This window comes from Pseudaestuariivita rosea (assembly GCF_017592335.1).
Lineage (GTDB): Bacteria > Pseudomonadota > Alphaproteobacteria > Rhodobacterales > Rhodobacteraceae > Parasulfitobacter > Parasulfitobacter rosea.
On the sequence record NZ_JACNMP010000004.1, the window covers coordinates 112,485 to 133,185 of the forward strand.

At 56.4% G+C, this 20,701-nt stretch carries 20 protein-coding genes; 8 read left to right on the forward strand and 12 right to left on the reverse strand.

All coding sequences use genetic code 11. From position 1 onward, the window contains the following. Positions 1 to 22 precede the first annotated feature (22 nt). From sufB to iscR, 3 genes are all read right to left on the reverse strand, one after another. Complete coding sequence (sufB, locus tag H7848_RS04705) at positions 23 to 1,543, reverse strand: Fe-S cluster assembly protein SufB (protein WP_208348478.1); 1,521 nt, start codon at positions 1,541 to 1,543, stop codon at positions 23 to 25. A 21-nt stretch (positions 1,544 to 1,564) separates the two neighbouring features. After that, complete coding sequence (locus H7848_RS04710; RefSeq protein WP_208348480.1) at positions 1,565 to 2,719, reverse strand: cysteine desulfurase family protein; 1,155 nt, start codon at positions 2,717 to 2,719, stop codon at positions 1,565 to 1,567. 151 nt (positions 2,720 to 2,870) lie between these two features. Further along, on the reverse strand, positions 2,871 to 3,329 hold the full coding sequence (iscR, locus tag H7848_RS04715; protein ID WP_208348482.1) for a Fe-S cluster assembly transcriptional regulator IscR: 459 nt from the start codon (positions 3,327 to 3,329) through the stop codon (positions 2,871 to 2,873). A gap of 164 nt (positions 3,330 to 3,493) precedes the next feature. On the opposite strand from iscR, the gene H7848_RS04720 reads away from it, so the two are divergent. The 4 genes from H7848_RS04720 to H7848_RS04735 all read left to right on the forward strand — a co-directional run bounded on the left by H7848_RS04720 (position 3,494) and on the right by H7848_RS04735 (position 6,424). Further along, a complete protein-coding gene (locus H7848_RS04720) occupies positions 3,494 to 4,147 on the forward strand; it encodes an alpha/beta hydrolase (RefSeq protein ID WP_208348485.1) in 654 nt (217 codons plus the stop codon). A gap of 2 nt (positions 4,148 to 4,149) precedes the next feature. Then, on the forward strand, positions 4,150 to 4,389 hold the full coding sequence (locus H7848_RS04725; RefSeq protein WP_237072585.1) for a hypothetical protein: 240 nt from the start codon (positions 4,150 to 4,152) through the stop codon (positions 4,387 to 4,389). Positions 4,390 to 4,486: 97 nt separating this feature from the next. After that, positions 4,487 to 5,695, forward strand: coding sequence for an NADP-dependent isocitrate dehydrogenase (locus tag H7848_RS04730; RefSeq protein ID WP_208348487.1), 1,209 nt, complete (start codon positions 4,487 to 4,489; stop codon positions 5,693 to 5,695). A gap of 57 nt (positions 5,696 to 5,752) precedes the next feature. Next, positions 5,753 to 6,424: a DUF4328 domain-containing protein gene (locus H7848_RS04735; RefSeq protein WP_208348489.1), complete on the forward strand. Its 672-nt coding sequence runs from the start codon at positions 5,753 to 5,755 to the stop codon at positions 6,422 to 6,424. On the opposite strand, the gene H7848_RS04740 is transcribed toward H7848_RS04735, so the two are convergent. Further along, positions 6,398 to 7,327, reverse strand: coding sequence for a hypothetical protein (locus tag H7848_RS04740; RefSeq protein WP_208348492.1), 930 nt, complete (start codon positions 7,325 to 7,327; stop codon positions 6,398 to 6,400). The genes H7848_RS04735 and H7848_RS04740 overlap by 27 nt on opposite strands. Before the next feature lie 135 nt (positions 7,328 to 7,462). Between H7848_RS04740 and typA the strand changes: the two genes are divergently transcribed. From typA to H7848_RS04755, 3 genes are all read left to right on the forward strand, one after another. Beyond that, positions 7,463 to 9,280, forward strand: a complete 1,818-nt coding sequence (gene typA, locus H7848_RS04745; protein ID WP_208348495.1) for a translational GTPase TypA — start codon at positions 7,463 to 7,465, stop codon at positions 9,278 to 9,280. Positions 9,281 to 9,742: 462 nt separating this feature from the next. Next, positions 9,743 to 13,432: a vitamin B12-dependent ribonucleotide reductase gene (locus tag H7848_RS04750; RefSeq protein WP_208348497.1), complete on the forward strand. Its 3,690-nt coding sequence runs from the start codon at positions 9,743 to 9,745 to the stop codon at positions 13,430 to 13,432. Between the two features lie 423 nt (positions 13,433 to 13,855). After that, on the forward strand, positions 13,856 to 14,203 hold the full coding sequence (locus tag H7848_RS04755) for a PEGA domain-containing protein (RefSeq protein WP_237072586.1): 348 nt from the start codon (positions 13,856 to 13,858) through the stop codon (positions 14,201 to 14,203). A 98-nt stretch (positions 14,204 to 14,301) separates the two neighbouring features. On the opposite strand, the gene H7848_RS04760 is transcribed toward H7848_RS04755, so the two are convergent. Further along, entirely contained in the window at positions 14,302 to 15,081 is a 780-nt protein-coding gene (locus tag H7848_RS04760; protein ID WP_208348503.1) for an SDR family oxidoreductase, read from the reverse strand. A gap of 89 nt (positions 15,082 to 15,170) precedes the next feature. On the opposite strand from H7848_RS04760, the gene H7848_RS04765 reads away from it, so the two are divergent. Then, a complete protein-coding gene (locus H7848_RS04765; protein ID WP_208348504.1) occupies positions 15,171 to 16,028 on the forward strand; it encodes a universal stress protein in 858 nt (285 codons plus the stop codon). Here H7848_RS04765 and H7848_RS04770 read toward each other — a convergent pair. The 7 genes from H7848_RS04770 to gmk form a co-directional block, all read right to left on the reverse strand. Then, entirely contained in the window at positions 16,016 to 16,393 is a 378-nt protein-coding gene (locus tag H7848_RS04770) for a nuclear transport factor 2 family protein (protein ID WP_336512060.1), read from the reverse strand. The genes H7848_RS04765 and H7848_RS04770 overlap by 13 nt on opposite strands. Positions 16,394 to 16,529: 136 nt before the next feature. Further along, a complete protein-coding gene (gene coaD, locus H7848_RS04775) occupies positions 16,530 to 17,021 on the reverse strand; it encodes a pantetheine-phosphate adenylyltransferase (protein WP_208348506.1) in 492 nt (163 codons plus the stop codon). 134 nt (positions 17,022 to 17,155) lie between these two features. Then, the gene (locus H7848_RS20140) at positions 17,156 to 17,731 is read right to left on the reverse strand and encodes a cation:proton antiporter (RefSeq protein ID WP_336512062.1); all 576 of its coding nucleotides are present in this window, start codon (positions 17,729 to 17,731) and stop codon (positions 17,156 to 17,158) included. Further along, complete coding sequence (locus H7848_RS20145; RefSeq protein WP_272874377.1) at positions 17,622 to 18,314, reverse strand: cation:proton antiporter; 693 nt, start codon at positions 18,312 to 18,314, stop codon at positions 17,622 to 17,624. The genes H7848_RS20140 and H7848_RS20145 overlap by 110 nt, the downstream gene beginning before the upstream one ends. 57 nt (positions 18,315 to 18,371) lie before the next feature. Then, positions 18,372 to 19,541 (reverse strand): trans-sulfuration enzyme family protein, encoded by a 1,170-nt coding sequence (locus tag H7848_RS04785; protein ID WP_208348508.1) that lies wholly within the window; start codon positions 19,539 to 19,541, stop codon positions 18,372 to 18,374. Then, positions 19,542 to 20,063 carry a gamma carbonic anhydrase family protein gene (locus tag H7848_RS04790; RefSeq protein ID WP_208348509.1) on the reverse strand — a complete coding sequence of 174 codons (522 nt, stop codon included), beginning with the start codon at positions 20,061 to 20,063 and terminating at the stop codon, positions 19,542 to 19,544. Further along, complete coding sequence (gene gmk / locus H7848_RS04795; protein ID WP_419555492.1) at positions 20,060 to 20,701, reverse strand: guanylate kinase; 642 nt, start codon at positions 20,699 to 20,701, stop codon at positions 20,060 to 20,062. Before gmk ends, H7848_RS04790 begins: the two co-directional genes overlap by 4 nt.

Consider the following 20,701-nt stretch of genomic DNA (forward strand, 5'->3'; position numbering starts at 1 on the left):
TTCATAACGCGCAAATCAGGTTTTAACCCACTGATCCTTCAAGGGAAATTGCGACAAGCTGTTGTGCTTCCATCGCGAATTCCATCGGAAGCGCCTGCAGCACTTCCTTGCAGAACCCGTTCACGACAAGGGCCACGGCCTCTTCTTCGTCCATACCGCGCTGGCGACAATAGAAAAGCTGGTCGTCATCCACTTTGGATGTCGTGGCTTCGTGCTCAACGCGACTGGAGTTATTCTTGACCTCGATATAGGGCACCGTGTGTGCGCCGCATTTGTCACCGATCAAAAGACTGTCGCATTGCGTATAATTTCGGCTGTTCTTAGCCTTGGGGTGCATCGATACAAGCCCCCTATAAGTGTTCTGCGCCTTGCCCGCACTGATCCCTTTGGACACAATCCGGGACTTGGTGTTCTTACCAAGATGCACCATCTTAGTGCCGGTGTCGGCCTGCTGCATGTTATTGGTGATCGCGATCGAATAGAATTCGCCCTGACTGTCATCACCACGCAGAATACAGCTTGGGTACTTCCAGGTCACAGCCGATCCGGTTTCCACTTGCGTCCACATCACCTTGGATCGATCCCCACGGCAATCGGCACGCTTGGTCACAAAATTATAGATGCCGCCTTTGCCGTCCTCATCACCGGGGTACCAATTCTGAACGGTGGAATACTTGATTTCAGCATCTTCCAAGGCAACCAGTTCAACAACGGCGGCATGCAACTGTGACGTATCGCGTTGCGGCGCAGTGCAGCCTTCCAGATAGCTGACATAAGATCCCTTGTCGGCGATGATCAGTGTGCGTTCAAACTGCCCTGTGTTTTCCGCATTGATCCGGAAATATGTACTCAGCTCCATCGGGCAGCGCACGCCTGGCGGCACATAAACAAACGACCCGTCTGAGAAAACCGCCGAGTTCAGCGTGGCATAAAAGTTGTCCGAAACCGGCACGACCGAGCCCAGGTATTTCTTCACAAGTTCAGGATGTTCCCGGATTGCCTCAGAAATGGAACAGAAGATCACACCGGCCTTTTTCAATTCGGCCTGAAACGTTGTGCCCACGGAAACCGAGTCAAACACCGCATCCACGGCCACCTTGCGCCCCTCGGCAGGCATATCCTCAGCCCCTTCGACACCGGCCAGGATCATCTGCTCTTTCAAAGGGATGCCCAGCTTTGCATAGGTCTCCAGCAGTTTCGGATCGACCTCGTCCAATGACTTGGGCTTTTCAATCATGCTTTTTGGACGGGCATAGTAATACTGATCCTGAAAGTCGATTTCAGGGTAATCCACCATCGCCCACTCAGGCTCTTTCATCTGCAGCCAACGGTCATAGGCCTGCAGACGCCATTCGGTCATCCACTCAGGTTCTTCATTACGTTCCGAGATCAGTTTGACGATATCCGGCGTCAGCCCCTTGGGGGCATATTCCATCTCAATCTCGGTTTCCCAACCGTGCTTGTACTTACCCGCCAGCTTTTGAACGGCCTCAACGGTTTCCGCTTCGACGCCTTCTTTGACATCAACATCCAATGCCGCCATCTCGGGTTCCTCTCTCTTTGTTTATGCAGCGCGGGCGCGCTGTTTATCTCTTGCTTTCAGCCAGGCTTCTGCAAAAGCCATGACTTGCTGTTCTGTCGTCTCGGGCCCAAGCGACACGCGGATCGCGCTGGCGGCCACATCTTCGTCATATCCCATCGCGCGCAAGACGCGGCTTGACTTCACCTTACCGCTGGAACAGGCGCTGCCTGCGCTGATCGCAAAACCTGCCAGGTCCATCTGCATCACCTGCGTTTCGCCCTTCCAACCGGGGGTCGCAAAGCATGAGGTATTGGGAAGCCGTTCGGCCCCTTTCCCGACAAAAATAGTATCATTTGAGCGGGCCTCAATAGCACTTTCTAGAATATTTCTAAGTTTCTCAATTTTTTCCCAGACGCCCGCCTCAAGATCTCGTGCCGCAGCCTCTGCCGCAGCCCCAAATCCAGCAATCCCGATGACATTCTCAGTCCCCGAGCGCCGCCCCATCTCTTGCCCGCCGCCTTCAATCAGCATGTTGAACGGACCAGGAGTATAACCAGGACCGGCAATCAAAGCGCCGACACCTTTGGGGCCCCCGATCTTGTGTGCGGACACCGCTAAACTACTGCCAATACTAGCCTCTTCCCTTGGAGGTATACGCCCTAGATCGGCAATCTTACCCAAAGCCTGTGCGACATCCCGGAACACGTTGAAACCGTCAATGCCAATATCGCGCGCTGTTTGCGGCATCGATACATCCTGCAGTACACCTGTTTCACTGTTTGCGCGCTGGAAAAAGAACAGCTCATTACCGCCGCAGAACCAGCTCGGATGCGCATAGCCGGTAAAGCTGACGATCCCATCTTTCGAGACATCGAAAACCTTTGCAGAATCTTCCGGAAGGGTCTCATTCGCGATCACGCAATCATGCTCCACAGGAGCAGCAAAAATCTCGTCCGAGTCATAGGCCGCCATGGCGACCGCCTCAGTCGCACCACTGGTAAAAATCACCTCCTGTGGATCACAGCCCACCAGCGCCGCTACCTGGCCACGGGCCTTCTCAACAATCGCCTTCGCCGCGCGACCCTCGGCATGAACCGAAGACGGGTTACCGACCACATCCATGGCCGCCAACATCGCCTCACGCGCCTCGACCCGCAGCGGAGCGGTGGCATTATAATCCAGATAAACCCGGCTCATACCCCCACCTTCTTCTTGGCTGGGCTCCGCCCGTTCGGACCTGAAACGCTCCCCCAGAGCGTTTCCGAGACGGTCCTCACACTCGCGCCGCAGGCGCAAACCGCACGAAGTGCCAGAAGGCGTAACGCCGCAGGCGTTTCCGTTGACCAGTTCATCCGTCCACGACCTCAAAAAGGTTCGGAACAGCGGGACACGGCGTCAGATCGTTTTTCACCACATCCGACAACCGTGTCTGGTGCAAGAACACATAAACATGCGCCGACAGGCTTTCCCATAACCGGTTCGTCATCGACTGCGCCCGGCTGCCCGACACCCCACCCGAGGCCCCGGCCCCGGTGTGCATCGCATCCACCGTTTCATCCACAGCGGCCAATATATCCACCACACGAATCTCGGACGCCGGACGCGCCAACCGATATCCGCCGCCAGGCCCGCGGACACTATCGACCAGTTCGGCTCGGCGCAGTTTGACAAACAGCTGTTCCAGATATGGCAGCGAGATATCCTGGCGTTTGGAAATCTCACCCAGAGATACCAGCGCATCCGAAGGCTGCAACGCAAGATCGGCCAACGCCACCATTGCATATCTGCCCTTTGTACTTAGCTTCATCGTTGCTCTACCCGCATTTGCATTGACGTCCCAAGGCAGATTGCTTAGTTGCCTTATTCCAGCACATTCCGTGCCCGATACAGTAGTTTAGAATTGTTCTAAGGTAATCGAGTGAATTCGTCAAGAATACCGAACCAAAGAACTGCAAAAAGACAGGGACGCCCATGCCCGAAGTGATATTCCCCGGCCCCGAAGGCCGGCTAGAAGGCCGTTATCACCCGCAAAAAGAAAAAGACGCCCCTATCGCGATTATCCTGCATCCACATCCGCAGTTCGGCGGCACGATGAACAATCGCGTGGTCTATAACCTGCACTACGCCTTTTACAACATGGGCTTTACCGTGCTGCGCTTCAACTTCCGTGGTGTCGGACGCAGCCAGGGCGAATATGATCAGGGGATTGGTGAGCTGTCCGATGCAGCCTCGGCCCTAGATTACCTGCAGTCGATGAACAACAACTCAAAGCATTGCTGGGTCGCAGGCTTTTCCTTCGGCGCATGGATCGGTATGCAGCTTTTGATGCGCCGGCCTGAAATCACGGGGTTCATCAGTGTGTCACCACCTGCCAATATGTACGACTTTTCGTTCCTGGCGCCCTGCCCCAGTTCGGGTTTGATCATCAACGGTACAAACGACCGCGTGGCGCCACCCGCCGATACACATTCGCTGGTCGAAAAGCTGCATGAACAAAAGGGCATCACGATCACCCACCAGGAAATCGAAGGCGCCGGTCACTTTTTCGAAGACCCGCATATGGACACGATGATCGGAAATGTCACAGAATACGTCCAACGTAGGATGACCGAAAACACACGCTGATTATGTCCAAACTGGAAGAAATGGCCGAACAGCTGGCCGATGAATGTATCGCTGTTCAGGAAGAGATAGGCGATGATCGCCTATTTGTTAAAATGGGCACAGTGATCGGTGCGTCGTCACAAACACTGGAAGAAGCTTTTCTGAGCGCCGTACGAACCAAACTGGCTTTTGACAAGGCCCGCCACTTCCTTGCCGACAAACTGCATGCCTATCAGAAGTCTCAGGAACAAGACCCCGAATAGCCCTCAACCACTTTCGTATACAACGGCATACCTTCCCCCGCGTGGCAAATTAGGCTAGACGACGCCAAAGACCGATTCACGCAACAAGGGGGACCCCATGTCAAAGATCAAAGTTGAAAATCCGGTTGTCGAGCTTGACGGCGATGAAATGACCCGGATCATCTGGGATTTCATCAAGAAAAAGCTCATCCTGCCCTATCTGGATGTCGACCTGCTCTATTATGACTTGGGGATCGAAGAACGCGACCGTACCGATGACCAGATCACCATCGATGCCGCCGAAAAGATCAAGGAAGTTGGTGTCGGGGTGAAATGTGCGACCATCACGCCGGATGAGGCGCGGGTTGAGGAATTCGGCCTGAAGAAGATGTGGCGCAGCCCCAATGGCACGATCCGTAACATTCTGGGCGGTGTTGTCTTCCGCGCGCCGATCATCTGTAAAAACGTCCCCCGTCTTGTGCCCGGCTGGACTCAGCCCATCGTCATCGGTCGTCACGCTTTTGGCGACCAATACCGCGCCACCGATTTCAAATTCCCCACTGCGGGGACACTATCGATGAAATTCGTGGGCGACGACGGCAATGTGATCGAACACGAGGTGTTCCAGGCCCCCGCCGCCGGGATCGCAATGGGCATGTACAACCTGGACGCCTCAATCATCGACTTTGCGCGCGCGTCGATGAACTACGGCCTGAACCTGGGTTGGCCTGTGTACCTCTCGACCAAGAACACCATCCTGAAGCAATACGACGGCCGCTTCCTTGAGCTGTTCCAGAAGGTTTACGAGGAAGAATTCGAAGACAAGTTCAAAGCCAAAGGCATCCACTACGAACACCGCCTGATCGATGACATGGTTGCCTGTGCGATGAAATGGAATGGTGGCTTTGTCTGGGCCTGTAAGAACTACGACGGTGACGTGCAGTCCGACACCGTGGCGCAGGGCTTTGGCTCGCTTGGCCTGATGACATCGCAACTGATGACCCCCGATGGGAAGATTGTCGAGGCCGAGGCCGCCCACGGCACCGTCACCCGCCACTACCGCCAGCACCAGAAGGGCGAAGCGACCTCGACCAACTCAATCGCGTCCATTTTTGCCTGGACCGGCGGGTTGAAACACCGCGCGAAACTGGACGGCAACGCGGAACTGACCAAATTCGCCGAAACGCTGGAAAAGGTCATCGTCGACACGGTCGAAAGCGGTCACATGACAAAAGACCTGGCCCTTCTGGTCGGCCCCGATCAGAAATGGCTGACGACCGAAGGGTTCCTTGAGAAAATCGACGAAAACCTGAACGCCGCGATGTAAAACCAGACGGGCCGCCCGATCAAGGGTGGCCCATTTTTCTTTTGATCAATTGAACCGATGACAGATAAACACCCTGAGTTCCGCGACCCTTCAACCCGACTGGCTTGGGTCAAATGGACGACTTATCTGACGCTTTTCTGCGGGACATTAAGTTTTATTATAGAAGCGGTTATGGGTTTTTTATTATTAGACCTATTTCTGTCCACAGATACTGTAATGATCTTGATCGTCTTAATTCCAGAATACCTCTCAATAGCAGCAACTATTCTTTTAATCGCATCTTTCATCAGTTTTATGATGTGGATGTATCGTGCCGCCAATAATGCTTTGGCTTTGGGCGCGGATGATTTCAAAGTAATGCCTGTTTTTGTTACAGGATCAAAACTAATCCCTATTTTACATCTTTGGATACCATTTATGGCTTTACGAAACATTTGGAAAGTATCAAGAAAACTAAATGAATGGCGGCAATCAGAAATACCGTTGGTTTTTTACATCTGGTGGATTACATCATTTCTATTATTCACTACGTACATTTGTCTTATTGCTAGTCTATTGATGTCGGAATTTATTTGGACTTCCACCAGTCTCATCAACATTTTGGCCCTTATTATTTCGGTAGCAATACTGATCATATCGCTTTTCACTTCAATGATAACATCTGTCATGGTCGCCCAAGGCATAACCCGCGATCAGCAGCTTTTACACAGTCGAAGCGCTTTTGACTGACTCAGCATCAGACGGGTCCTCAAACAGCACACCGACCAGCTTCAACTGCACCTTGATATCCCACAGCGCGCGGCCCATGCGGTCGCGTATCCCCCGTTGTGTCATGAACAACCCACCCAATCGATGCAGATCCCGCGTGTGATACAGCCCCACATACGTATCGGTCGGGTCCTGATAGGCCGAAAAAAACGTATATCCTGCGGGCAGCATGCCGTTGATCTGTTCCAGCTTGGTCAAAAAACCCGAAGCATCCTTCACCCGTTTGCTGGTGTGGACATTCACCTGATAGCCCCCAATTCTACGGCGCTGCGGATCGGCGTGGCGATACTGCACCTTGCCGCGCAGGCTGCGCGCGATTGATTGCGCCGGACGGCCGTTCGCAGGCACAACCAGGACCTGACCTTCGGGGGAATTGCGTTTCACGGCAATCACAACCCCATCAAATAAAACACTTTTCTTTCCCGATTCGCGCTTTGGCGACCCGCTGATCCTGACTTCGGCCAGAGTAAATTTCAGACTGTCATCCTGGTTTGAAAACACATCTTCCGTCGCATAATAGTCCTCATTCGGCAGCATGCCCCGCCGCATCAGTGATTTGATGTCATCGAATTCCTTGGCGTAGTCCAGCCCCGTGACCTTTGCCAGCGCGGGCATCAGACGATCGCTGGCCAGACCGGTCAGATACTTGTTGGCGAACCTGAAACCTATCCAAAGAAAAATCATAATAAAGACCCACAACATCAAATGCATGCCACCAAACACCACATGCGCACCGACAATAATCCCAATCAGAATACCAAACCAGATCGCCACATAGCGCCAGATACGGTTACGGGTGTGTTTCAACTCGGGCCAGTAATCCTGCAACGCAAACTCAAGATCGGCATTGTTCTCTTCGTTCAAATCCCTATCCCACTGCCCGTTTCTTCAATCTCTATGTTCATAAGTATCCTTTTTCGTAATGTCACTTTGCTTTCTGCTGGCCTTTTCTGCAGTTGCACGCTAACGCCTGCGCAACTTATGAATAAGGCAGTGAAAATGGACCTTCGCAATATCGCAATCATCGCCCACGTCGACCACGGCAAGACCACCCTGGTGGATGAATTGCTGAAACAATCCGGGGCATTCCGGGAAAATCAGGCGGTGGCTGAACGCGCGATGGATTCAAACGATCTGGAACGCGAGCGAGGCATCACCATTCTGGCCAAGGCGACCAGTGTGGAATGGAACGACACACGGATCAATATCGTCGACACCCCCGGCCACGCCGATTTCGGGGCCGAGGTTGAGCGCATTCTGTCGATGGTTGATGGCGTTGTGCTGCTGGTTGACGCAGCCGAAGGCCCGATGCCGCAGACCAAGTTCGTGACCTCCAAGGCGCTGGCCCTTGGCTTGCGCCCGATTGTGGTGCTGAACAAGGTCGACAAGCCCGATGCCGAACCCGACCGCGCACTGGACGAAGTCTTTGACCTGTTCGCCAGTCTGGACGCCAACGACGAACAGCTTGATTTCCCGGCCCTATATGCCTCGGGCCGGTCCGGTTGGGCGGATGAGGCGCTGGATGGTCCGCGAAAGGATCTGTCGGCGCTTTTTGATCTGATCGTGCGTCACGTGCCTGCCCCCAAACAGATTGAGGCCAAGACAGAGCCCTTCCGCATGCTGGCCACGACCCTGGGTTCAGACCCGTTTATCGGGCGTATTCTGACGGGTCGTGTTGAAAGCGGCACGCTGAAAACGGGCGAAACAGTGAAGGCGCTATCGCGCGAAGGCGACCGGGTGGAACAGTTTCGTGTCACCAAAATTCTGGCCTTCCGTGGTCTGGCCCAGCAACCGATTGATGTGGCCGAGGCGGGCGATATCGTCAGTCTGGCCGGTATGACCAAGGCGACGGTGGCAGACACGATCTGCGCGCCCGAGGTCGACGCCCCAATCCCCGCGCAACCCATCGATCCGCCGACCATCACGGTGACCTTCGGCATCAACGACAGCCCCCTAGCGGGCCGTGACGGGAAAAAGGTCCAATCCCGCGTGATCCGCGACCGGTTGATGAAAGAGGCCGAATCGAACGTCGCCATCCGCGTCACCGACACCCCTGGCGGCGAAGCGTTCGAGGTCGCAGGTCGCGGCGAACTGCAGATGGGTGTTCTGATCGAAAATATGCGCCGCGAGGGGTTTGAGCTGTCGATCAGTCGGCCCCAGGTGTTGTTTCGCGAAGAAAACGGCCAGCGTCTGGAACCCATTGAAGAGGTCACCATTGATGTCGACGATGAATATTCAGGTGCGGTGATCGAAAAGATCACCGGCCCGCGCAAAGGCGATCTGGTCGAAATGAAGCAAAACGCAGGGAAAACGCGGATCATCGCGCACGTGCCATCACGCGGGTTGATCGGCTATCACGGCGAATTTCTGACCGATACCCGAGGCACTGGCGTACTGAACCGCGTCTTTCATGACTGGGCGCCGCACAAGGGGTCGATCCCGGGCCGGCGCGCGGGCGTTCTGATTTCGATGGAAAACGGCACCTCGGTCGCCTATGCGATCTTCAACCTGGAAGACCGCGGCAAGTTTTTCATCGGCGCGCAGGAAGATGTCTATCAGGGCATGATCATCGGTGAACACAACCGGGAAAACGATCTGGAAGTGAACCCGCTGAAAGGCAAAAAACTGACCAACGTGCGCGCATCGGGGTCTGATGAAAACGTGCGCCTGACAACGCCGGTCAAGATGTCGCTTGAGGAAGCCATCGCCTATATCGACGATGACGAGTTGGTTGAAGTCACGCCAAATGCGATCCGCCTGCGCAAACGCCATCTTGATCCGCATGAACGCAAACGGCAGGCACGGGCACAAGCGTAAACCACCTCGACATAAAAGCGTCATATATGTTGCGCCATAGATTCGCGGTCACCGCGCGGCGCAGGCACAACATATAGTGCTTCCTGCCTGATTTTTTCGCTTTATGGGCGAATGTTTTACGCCGCGCCGCAGCAATGTGGGTGGCACATGTGGATATGACAACCCCGTGAATCACCCGCGCCGCGAAAAGCACCCCGTCAACCGTAAAAAAAGTACTAAAATCCAAATTTAATCGTTGACCACCTATGGGTAGATACGCAAAGTTGTGCGGGCCGACGGGGGTGCCACAATATGTAGTGGCAGGTCGCATACAGACAGTATCATCAAAGGATCACGCCACTTGGTCCTTTTATCACTGCAGAACAGCGTTCTGCGGAATTGTCTTTGACCGTTCGTTGGAATGCCACACCTGCGATCACGCAGGCGTGGGGGGCAGTGTAAAAGGATAAATAGGGCCGGGACATGAAAATTGATCGCACATTCACAGAAGCTGGACAGGACGCATATGCACAGGTCGCGTTTAACACAACAGTTTCAGAAATCCGAAATCCTGACGGCACAGTGGTTTTCCGTCAGGACAATCTGGAAGTTCCAGATAGTTGGAGCCAGGTGGCCTCAGACGTCATAGCCCAGAAATATTTCCGCAAGGCCGGTGTCCCTGCCCGCCTGAAGAAGGTCAAGGAAAAGGGCGTGCCCGAATTTCTTTGGCGTTCGGTTGCCGATGAAAAAGCCCTGGAGGAACTGCCAGAGGATGAGCGTATCATTGGCGAGACATCGGCGAAGCAGGTCTTTGATCGTCTGGCCGGCGCTTGGACCTATTGGGGTTGGAAGGGTGGCTATTTCACCACCGAAAAAGATGCCCGCACCTATTTCGACGAAATGCGCTATATGCTGGCCACGCAACGCGCGGCCCCGAACAGCCCGCAGTGGTTCAACACTGGTCTGCATTGGGCTTATGGCATCGATGGCCCCAGCCAGGGGCACTATTACGTCGACTACAAAACCGGCAAACTGACCAAATCCAAATCCGCCTATGAACATCCGCAGCCGCATGCCTGCTTTATCCAGTCCGTTGCTGACGATCTGGTGAACGAAGGCGGCATCATGGACCTGTGGGTGCGTGAGGCGCGTTTGTTCAAATATGGCTCGGGCACGGGCACCAATTTCTCAAGCCTGCGCGCTGATGGCGAGGCACTGTCAGGCGGCGGCAAATCCTCGGGCCTGATGGGTTTTCTGAAAATCGGCGACCGGGCCGCCGGTGCCATTAAATCGGGCGGCACAACCCGCAGGGCCGCCAAGATGGTGATCTGTGATGCCGATCACCCCGATATCGAAGAATTCGTGAACTGGAAGGTCATCGAGGAACAGAAAGTCGCGTCCATCGTCGCCGGTTCCAAGATGCACGAAGAAAAGCTGAACGGCATCTTTGAAGCCATCCGCACATGGGATGGTGCCGAGGCCGACGCCTATGATCCCAAAGCAAACGACGCGCTGAAGGCGGCAGTGAAAGCCGCGAAAAAGGTATCGATCCCCGAAACTTACATCAAGCGCGTTCTGGACTATGCGCGTCAGGGATACAGCAGCATCGAATTCCCGACGTATAACACCGATTGGGACAGTGAAGCCTATTCCAGCGTGTCGGGCCAGAATTCGAACAATTCGATCCGCGTCACAGATGCCTTCCTGAAAGCTGTCAAAAATGACGACGACTGGGAACTGCTGAACCGCCGTGACGGGTCTGTCGCCAAGACGATCAAAGCGCGCGATCTGTGGGAACAGGTGGGCCACGCCGCTTGGGCCTGTGCCGATCCCGGCATCCAGTACCATGACACCGTCAACGCCTGGCACACCTGCCCCGAAGACGGTCAGATCCGCGGGTCGAACCCGTGTTCTGAGTACATGTTCCTGGATGACACGGCCTGTAACCTGGCCTCGATGAACCTGCTGACCTTCTATAAGGACGGGGAATTCCAGGTCGAAGATTACATGCACGCCACCCGCCTCTGGACGCTGACGCTGGAAATCAGCGTGATGATGGCGCAGTTCCCATCCAAGGAAATCGCGCAATTGTCTTACGATTTCCGCACCTTGGGTCTGGGCTATGCCAATATCGGTGGCCTTTTGATGAACATGGGCCTAGGCTATGACAGTGACGAGGGGCGTGCAATCTGCGGTGCACTGACCGCCATCATGACTGGCGTCAGCTATGCGACCTCGGCCGAGATTGCAGGCGAACTGGGTCCCTTCCCCGGCTACAAGCGCAACGCGAACCACATGCTGCGGGTCATCCGCAACCACCGCACCGCCGCCTATGGCAAGACGGATGGGTATGAGGATCTGGCCGTAAAGCCCGTTGCCCTCGATCACGCCAACTGCCCCGACAAGCGCCTGATCTCTCTGGCGAAATCGAGCTGGGACGAGGCCCTGAAGCTGGGTGAAAAGCATGGCTACCGCAACGCTCAATCCACCGTGATCGCGCCCACAGGCACCATCGGTCTGGTCATGGACTGCGATACCACAGGGATTGAACCGGATTTCGCGCTGGTCAAATTCAAAAAGCTTGCTGGTGGCGGGTACTTCAAGATCATCAACCGGTCCGTCCCGGCAGCACTTGAAAAAATGGGCTATGGCAGTGCGCAGATAGAAGAGATCATCAGCTATGCTGTCGGTCACGGCACGTTGGGCAATGCCCCTGGCATCAACCACACCTCGCTGATCGGGCACGGGTTTGGTTCCAATGAGCTAGAGAAAATCGAAGCCGCCCTGCCAAGCGCCTTTGACATCCGGTTTGTCTTCAACCAGTGGACCCTGGGCGAGGAATTCTGCACCAATGTTCTGGGCATCCCTGCCGATAAGCTGAACGATCCGACCTTTGATCTGCTGCGTCATCTTGGCTTTACCAAAGCCGATATCGACGCTGCCAACGATCACGTCTGCGGGACCATGACGCTGGAAGGCGCGCCGTATCTGAAGAAAGAGCACTACAGCGTTTTCGACTGTGCCAATCCGTGCGGCAAGAAAGGCAAGCGGTTCCTGAGTGTGGACAGCCACATCTATATGATGGCCGCCGCGCAATCCTTTATCTCGGGCGCGATTTCGAAAACGATCAATATGCCGAACGACGCCACGATCGAAGACTGCCAGAAGGCCTATGAGCTGTCCTGGTCGCTTGGGATCAAGGCCAATGCGCTCTATCGCGACGGATCGAAACTGTCTCAGCCCTTGGCGGCAGCGCTGGTGGAGGATGACGAGGAAGCCGAAGAAATCCTGGCCACCGGATCGCAGCAGGAAAAGGCGCAGGTCCTGGCCGAGAAGATCATCGAGAAGGTGGTTGTCAAAGAGATCGCCCGCGGCCGCGAAAAACTGCCCGAGCGCCGCAAGGGCTATACCCAGAAGGCAATCGTCGGCGGCCACAAGGTGTATCTGCGTACCGGCGAATATCAGGACGGATCGCTTGGCGAGATATTCATCGACATGCACAAAGAAGGTGCCGGGTTCCGCGCAATGATGAACAACTTCGCCATCTCCGTGTCGGTCGGCCTGCAATATGGGGTGCCGCTTGAGGAATTTGTCGAGGCCTTCACCTTTACCAAATTCGAACCCGCGGGCATGGTGCAGGGCAACGACAGCATCAAGAATGCGACGTCGATCCTGGACTACATCTTCCGCGAACTGGCCGTGTCCTATCTGGACCGCACCGATCTGGCCCATGTGAAGCCCGATGGTCAAAGCTTCGATGACCTGGGCCGCGGCGAAGAGGAAGGCAAGCGCAACTTCACCGAGGTCAGCGAATTTGCCGCCACCAAGTCGCTGGAAGTGCTGAAACAGATCAGCTCAACCGGGTATTTGCGCAAGCGGGTCCCACAAGAACTGGTCGTGCTGCAAGGCGGCAATATGGGCGCTGTGGCGCTGGATGGATCGGTTGATGCCGACACCGTTCTGCAAACACTGGTCCCCGCCACCGCGGTGGCCCAGACCACGACCACCACAACGGCCATGGCCACCGGTACCGTCGGCATGGACGCCCGCGCCAAGGCCAAGATGCAGGGCTATGAGGGCGACCCCTGTGGCGACTGCGGAAACTACACGCTGGTGCGCAACGGCACCTGCATGAAATGCAATACCTGCGGCGCAACGAGCGGGTGTAGCTAAAAGGATCCGGGGCGGGTGCGCTCGCCCCTGACGACGTTCAGGCCGCAGGCAGAAAACGATAACCGAGCGGTAACAACGATGAGCTTGAACGGCGAAACTGGGGGGCCTTGCGCCCCCCGTTTTTATTTTAATTCAGAGGTGCGCCTGCGGCGCGTTTCCTCTGGCACTGCGTGCGGTTGGGAATAGCTTGCGGCCTTGGACGTCAATCCAAACGGTTTATCCGGCCGCCTGTTCGGGATTGAGTATTTTTACCAAGAAGAAGGTCTTCGATAATGCTGTTGTTAAGACATCACATCTTAAGAATTATTCCGGAAGTGGTGGCAAATGACCCGTTATCTCATAGTGTCAGTGGGAAAATAAATACGGAGTTTCAATATGATATCTAAATCATTCATTTGTAGATTGCTGTTTTCAGGAGCACTTTTGCTGACGTCAGGATGCGCGACAATTACACGTGGGTCTGATGACACCCTTCAGATCATCTCGACACCAAGCGGTGCGACAGTTGAGACAACAAATGGCTATAGTTGCGGTCCGACACCGTGCCAGATTGATATTCCGAGAAGATCTGAATTCATCGTAACGGTTTCGAAACCGGGATGCGAAACAAAACAGATACGCGTTACCAACCAGACCTCGGACCGTGGGGCTGTCGGGGCGGCAGGTAATATATTGCTTGGCGGCGTGATCGGCCTGGGGGTTGATGCCGCGACAGGCGCAACTCAGGACTTGGTCCCCAACCCGGTCGAAGTTCGGCTGAACTGTAGTTGAGGACATCGGTGGCAGCTTGGGGCGTCAATTCGAATGGGGTATCGGATCGCGCGTTTGGGATTGAGTATTTTTGCCAAGAAGAAGGTGGGGGCCTGGGTTTACAGGGTTGTGTTGACCGCCCCACCGTCCAGCAGGATGTTCTGCCCGATGATGAAGCCTGCGTGTTGTGAGCATAGGAAGGCGCAGGCGGCGCCGAATTCCTGGGCGGTTCCATATCGGCCTGCGGGGATTGTCGCGCTGCGTTGGTCGCGGGCCTGATCCATGGTGATGCCCTGTGCGTCGCAGACTGCCTGATCAAGCGCGTCGGCGCGGTCTGTGGCGTGGATACCCGGCAGCAGGTTGTTGATCGTCACACCGTGGCCTGCGACCTGACGCGCGGTTCCGGCGACATAGCCGGTCAGTCCGGCCCTTGCTGCGTTGGACAAGCCCAGCACGGGGATCGGTGATTTGACGGATTGGCTGGTGATGTTGACCACCCTGCCCCATTTTCGGTCGATCATGCCGGGCAACAGCGCTTTCATCAGCGCGATCGGGGTCAGCATGTTGGCATCGAGTGCGGCAATGAAATCGTCGCGGTCCCAATCGCTCCAGAGTCCAGGGGGTGGGCCACCGGCGTTGGAGACCAGAATATCGGGATCGGGAAGTGCGTTCAAAACCTGGTCTCGGCCCTTATCGGTGGTGATATCCGCCGCAATCGCCTTGATCATGACGCCGTGTTCCTGACGCAGCCGTTCGGCGGCCTGTTCAAGCGGGCCCTCTGATCGTGCGTTCATGACCAGATCGACGCCCGCCGCCGCCAGCGCCTGGGCGCATCCAAAGCCAAGCCCCTTGCTAGACGCGCAAACCAACGCTTTTTTGCCCGAAATTCCTAAATCCATGCCATAACCCTTTGCAATCGATTGCAGATCGGACCATTCGATTACATATTTGAACGGCAGAGCCAATAGATCATAAAGAGGAGGGGCACATGATCAGTCACGTTTTGGTGGCAACGGATTTATCGGCGCGATCTGATCGGGCGGTTCGTCGGGCGTGCCAGATTGCAAAATCGCGTATGGCTAAGCTGACGGTCCTGTCTGTTCTGGATAACGCCATGCCTGACGACATGGTGCAGGTACTGACGGGCAAAGCGCAGAAAACACTTCAGGATGTCATTGATCATTCGCTGGCCGCTGATGGGGTTGATTATACAATCGATATTCATCCTGGCGATCCCACTGTCGATATTCTGAGGAAGGTTGATGACGAAGCCGTTGATCTATTGGTCATGGGCACGCACCGGCCGCGCCCCTTTATGGATCTGCTACGTGAAACGACGATGCAACGTATCGTGCGCCAGACGGCCTGCCCTGTTTTGCTGGTCAAGGATGGCGGTGAGGATGATTATGACACGATCCTGGCGGCGGTTGATTTTTCGCCATCCTCGACCGCGGCGCTGCGGCTGGCGCATGATATGTCGCCCGGCGGTCTGCTGAAGGGGCTTCATGTTGTACATGTCCCGTATCAGGGTCGGCTGGCGACCGGTGATCAAAGCTCTGAAGCGCTAGCCGGTGCGTTCATCAAAGAAGCCAAGCAGAATGCGGCGACCTGGCTGGGTCAGACCGATTTGCCAATTGACGAACAAGACATTGAAATCGTTGATGGATCTGTCTATCCAGTCTTATGTGATCGGGTGCTTAAATCACAAGCTGATCTGGTGGCTGTAGGGGCGCATGGGCGCGTGGGCAGCATGCCGGCGGTCCTGGGCAGTTTGGCCAATGACCTGATGCGCGACCCGCCCTGTGACGTGCTGATCGCGCGGCCGATTATTGTTCAGGACGCGTAAAAGAACTCTTCGCGCGTGATTTTGCCGTTTGCGACGTGGTAGACGGCGACCTCTTTTCCCTGGGTGCGTTCGCCGGTGTCTTTCTGGACGGTGTCCATTTCGAAGATCACGGAAAAGCGATCGTCACCGTGCAGAAAGGGGCCGTCGACTTTGAAATCCTTGACCTCGAAGTTGGTATTCCACCAATCGTGTTTGCCTTTTAATCCTTGGATTCCATGGGTTTCGCGGCCCATACCGGAAAAATCGGCGGCTTCGACTGAAACGACGTTGGCGTCGTACAGTTTATCGATATTTTCAACATCGCGCCCTTCGCGGCAGCCGGAGACCAGTTCGTTGGCAATGTCTTGCAGGGACATATCGGGCATTGATTTCTCCAATCCATGTTCATGATATGTTCTTAGGGTAGCAATTTATTTACCTAAGGTCAAAAGAATGTTGAGGGGCGCTGCCCCTCGGCCCTGGCGGGCCTCACCCCGGAGTATTTTGGCCAAGAAGAAGGGGTTACCCGAGTTTGTCGTGCAAGGCTTTGACCACGGGCGGCGTCACGAATTTTGAGACGTCACCGCCAAGGCGCGCGATTTCCTTGACCAGTTTTGAGGCGATGGCCTGATGTTCGGCCTCGGCCATCAGGAAGACGGTTTCGATACTGTCATCCAGTTTGCGGTTCATGCCAACCATTTGAAATTCATACTCAAAATCAGCAACGGCGCGCAGGCCACGGACGATCAGTTGTGCGCCGACATCGCGGGCGCAGTCGATCAGAAGGTTCTCAAAAGGGTGGGCCACGATTTCGGTCCCGGTTTGTGCCGACAGGTTGGCGCATTCGGCTTCGATCATGGCGACGCGTTCTTCCAGCGTGAACATCGGGCCCTTGTCGCGGTTGATGGCAACGCCGATGACCAGGCGGTCGACCAGGGCCGCGGCGCGGCGGATGATGTCGATATGGCCCAATGTGAGGGGATCAAAGGTTCCGGGGTAAAGGGCAATGCGCATCGTAAACTCCGACTGTCGTCAGTCGCACGCAACATTATTGCGCAGTGAATTGCAAGCCGTTCTGCACAAAAAAGCGACGGTTTTGTAAATCTGAAGGAGCGATGCCGTCAAAGGCCGATAGCATCTGACAAAAATCAAATAGTTCTCTGCCGCAGCGCCTCGACCCGCCGGATTGCGAATAATGTGACCGGGGGGCCGATGATTTCGAACACCACAGTGCTGGAGATCGTAAAGGCCATGATCACCGGCCCCCATTGCACAAGCTCTTCGGCGGCGACCAGGGCCATGCCCACGGCGACCCCGGCCTGAGGCAGCAATGCGGGGCCGTACCAGGTGATTTCCTCGCGTGGGACATTGCCGATTTTGCCGCCGATGTATCCGCCCAAAATCCGTGCGACTGTTCGTAGGGCAAGAAACAGCAGACCGGCCCAGCCCATCAATTGCAGCGCCTCGACCTCAAGCGTGGCGCCAGCCAGCAGGAAGAACAGGATCATGAAGGGCCACTGAATATGTTCGATTTCGTGAAAGGCGCGGTCGTGATGGCGTGCGAAGTTGGCGATGACGGCGCCTGCGGTCATGCCGGCAACAAGGAACGATACCTCAAGCCAGAGCGCAAGGCCCGCGGACAGAAAGACCAGGCCCATGGCTTCGGCCTGCATCGGTTCGCCGGGCTTGATGCGCCCGGTCAGAAACGCGGCGGGCGCCCCGATGGCGCATCCCAGTGCTATGGCACCGCCCAGGTCCCAGGCCGCGCCGGTAATCACCATCGGTTTGGCTGACCAGAACCAGCGTGATGCTGAAGACGATCAGGCCCCAGGCGTCATCGATGGCGACGATCCCCTTCAGTGTGTCGGTGAAGTCATTGTCGATGCCCGATTGCCGGATCACGTCGGTCATCGCCGCCGGGGCGGTTGCGGTTGCGATGGCCCCCAGCAGCAGTGACAGCCCCCATGGCAACCCCGCGGCAGACAGGCCCAGGGCGACGATCAGGACGGTGCAGATGACAATGGCGACCGATAGCACAAAGATCGCGCGCCCATGTTGGGTCAGGTTCTTTTTCGACAGTGACCCGCCCAGCAGGAAGGCGACCATGGTCAGGGCCACGATGGACAGTTCGTCAAACCATTCGGCGATATCGGTCGGGATCAGGTCAAACCCTGCGCTTCCGGCGATCAGACCCAGCAGCAACAGCATCGTGACCCGCGGCAGGCGGGTGGCGCGGCCGACCTGATCGGCCACCAGCCCGGCGAGGAAAAGAACGCCCAGCGTCACGAGAAATCCGGCAAGCTCCATGACACGACCGTTAGTCGTAGGGGGCAGCGGTTGCTTTGATCTGCATCACATAGGCGATCAGGCGGTGGTGTCTAAACCGGTGGTCAGTTCGGTTTTCAGCGTCTGGATATCCTCGACGCCGATGGACAGGCGGAAGAAGCCTTCGCTGACGCCCATCTGCGCGCGGGCTTCTGGGGTCAGGGCGCGGTGGGACGATGACGCGGGGTGCGAGATTGTGGTGCCGATGTCGCCCAGGGTCGGGGCAAAGGGTAGATTATTACAGGCACGGACGAATGCGTTGGCCTGGGCACGGTCGCCTGCGATTTCGAAGCTGAGCATATTGCCGCCCCGATCCTGCAGGATATCCACGGCGCGGTTGTGGTCGGGGTGGTCGGGCCGCGTGGGGTAAAGCACACGCTTGACGGCGGGGTGACCTGCCAGATGGTCGGCCAGCAACCGGGCGTTTTCACTGGCCCGCTGATAGCGCAGGTCAAAGCTGTAAAGCCCGCGTTCGGCCAGCCAGCAGTCAAAGGGGCTGGCGGTCAGGCCCAGCGTCATGGTCACGGTTTCGATCCGGTCACGCAGTTCCGCATCACGCACTGCGACATAGCCCAGCATGGCGTCGGAATGCCCCGACAGCAGCTTGGTCACCGAATGGATGATGATATCGGCGCCATGGTCGAATGGCCGATAGCCGCGCGGGGTGGTGAAGGTGTTATCGACAGCGACCAGCACATTATTGTCGCGACAGATTTGCAGGATGGCGGACATATCGGCCACACGGATCGTGGGGTTTGAGACGACCTCAACCAGCATCAGTTTCGTATTTGGGCGGATGGCGCGGGCCACATCGGCGGCATCGGTTGCATCGACCAGCGATACCTCGACGCCCATGCGCGGCAGTTCTTCCTGCAGCATGCGCAGGGACCGGCCATACAGCTGATTGCCCCCGATGACGTGATCGCCCTGTTGCAGCACGCCCATCATGGTCGCGGTAACAGCGGCCATGCCAGAGCCCACGACGATACCGCCCTCGGCGCCCTCAAGCCCGTCGATCAGGCGGGCCAGACCGGTGGCGTTAGGGTGACCTTCGCGGGAATAGACAAAGCCCGGCACATCGCCGTCATATTGCGCATCCAGCATATCAGGGCTGTCCGAAGTATAGACGACCGACGGCTGCAAGGGGGTCACCAGCGGGCGGCTGTCTGACCGGGGCGCGGCGGTGCGGCGGACAAAGGTCTGTTTCATCTAAAGCTCTTTCAGATCGGCGCGGAAACGGCGCATGTTGTCCTGGTAATGGATGGCCGAGGCCAGCAGCATCTGAATGGTGGGATCATCCAGCTGTCGGACAATCTTGCCCGGCGATCCCATGACCAGACTGCCGTCGGGGATCTCTTTGCCTTCGGTGATCAGGGCTTTGGCGCCAATCAGGCAGTTGTTGCCGATTTTTGCACCGTTCAGCACGGTGGCGCCCATGCCGATCAGGGTCTGATCGCCGATGGTGCAGCCGTGCAGCATCGCCTTATGCCCGATAGTGCAATTTTTGCCGATGGTCAGCGGATAGCCCATATCGGTGTGCATGATGGTGTTTTCCTGCACATTGGTGCCCTGCCCCACAGTGATCCATTCGTTGTCGCCCCGCAGGGTGCAACCAAACCAGACAGACCCACCGGCTTCCACACGCACCTTGCCGATCACATTCGCGTCGGGGGCGATCCAGGTGTCTTCGGCGATGTCAGGCTGGCTGTCGCCCAGGGCGTAAAGGGTCATGGCAGATCCTCAAACTGTTGTTGCAGGGCGCGCACATGGTCGGTCAGGCCGGGTTGCTGCGACCGGCGCAGACGGGTGGCCTGCAGGATGGTTTTCAGCTGCGCCTCGGTCTTGTCCAGATCGTCGTTGACCAGAACGAAATCGTAACCGTCCCAGTGGCTTATTTCGTCCCAGCTTTTTTGCATGCGGCGATCAATGACATCAGCGGCGTCCTGACCGCGGGAAATCAGGCGGCGGTGCAGTTCCTCGATCGAGGGGGGCAGCAGAAAGATCGACAGGGTGTTCTGCCCAAGGGCCGAGTTGCGGATTTGCTGCGCGCCCTGCCAATCAATATCGAACAACACATCCTGTCCGGCGCTGATGGCAGTCTCAACGGGCGCACGAGGCGAGCCATAGAAATTGCCGAACACATGGGCGTGTTCCAGCATGTCGCCGGTCGCGACCTGATTTTTAAAGCCCGCTTCGGTCGTGAAATGATAATCCTTGCCGTCGACCTCATCGGGGCGGGGCGCGCGGGTGGTGGCCGAGATCGAAAAGCGGATGTCCGGATCCCAGGCCATAAGACGCTTGGCCAGTGTGGATTTTCCAGCGCCCGAGGGCGAAGACAGGATGATAAGAAGACCGCGACGCTGTGGCAT

Bases quoted from the DNA above. Each gene is read 5' to 3' on its own strand.
- H7848_RS04760 (WP_208348503.1), bottom strand. From the start codon at position 15,081: ATGGATTTAGGAATTTCGGGCAAAAAAGCGTTGGTTTGCGCGTCTAGC.
- H7848_RS04790 (WP_208348509.1), bottom strand. From the start codon at position 20,063: ATGACCCTTTACGCCCTGGGCGACAGCCAGCCTGACATCGCCGAAGAC.
- H7848_RS04750 (WP_208348497.1), top strand. From the start codon at position 9,743: ATGAAAATTGATCGCACATTCACAGAAGCTGGACAGGACGCATATGCA.
- H7848_RS04765 (WP_208348504.1), top strand. From the start codon at position 15,171: ATGATCAGTCACGTTTTGGTGGCAACGGATTTATCGGCGCGATCTGAT.
- H7848_RS04710 (WP_208348480.1), bottom strand. From the start codon at position 2,719: ATGAGCCGGGTTTATCTGGATTATAATGCCACCGCTCCGCTGCGGGTC.
- gmk (WP_419555492.1), bottom strand. From the start codon at position 20,701: ATGCCACAGCGTCGCGGTCTTCTTATCATCCTGTCTTCGCCCTCGGGC.
- H7848_RS04725 (WP_237072585.1), top strand. From the start codon at position 4,150: ATGTCCAAACTGGAAGAAATGGCCGAACAGCTGGCCGATGAATGTATC.
- H7848_RS20145 (WP_272874377.1), bottom strand. From the start codon at position 18,314: ATGGAGCTTGCCGGATTTCTCGTGACGCTGGGCGTTCTTTTCCTCGCC.
- H7848_RS04770 (WP_336512060.1), bottom strand. From the start codon at position 16,393: ATGCCCGATATGTCCCTGCAAGACATTGCCAACGAACTGGTCTCCGGC.
- sufB (WP_208348478.1), bottom strand. From the start codon at position 1,543: ATGGCGGCATTGGATGTTGATGTCAAAGAAGGCGTCGAAGCGGAAACC.
- coaD (WP_208348506.1), bottom strand. From the start codon at position 17,021: ATGCGCATTGCCCTTTACCCCGGAACCTTTGATCCCCTCACATTGGGC.
- iscR (WP_208348482.1), bottom strand. From the start codon at position 3,329: ATGAAGCTAAGTACAAAGGGCAGATATGCAATGGTGGCGTTGGCCGAT.
- H7848_RS04720 (WP_208348485.1), top strand. From the start codon at position 3,494: ATGCCCGAAGTGATATTCCCCGGCCCCGAAGGCCGGCTAGAAGGCCGT.
- H7848_RS04785 (WP_208348508.1), bottom strand. From the start codon at position 19,541: ATGAAACAGACCTTTGTCCGCCGCACCGCCGCGCCCCGGTCAGACAGC.
- H7848_RS04735 (WP_208348489.1), top strand. From the start codon at position 5,753: ATGACAGATAAACACCCTGAGTTCCGCGACCCTTCAACCCGACTGGCT.
- typA (WP_208348495.1), top strand. From the start codon at position 7,463: ATGGACCTTCGCAATATCGCAATCATCGCCCACGTCGACCACGGCAAG.
- H7848_RS04730 (WP_208348487.1), top strand. From the start codon at position 4,487: ATGTCAAAGATCAAAGTTGAAAATCCGGTTGTCGAGCTTGACGGCGAT.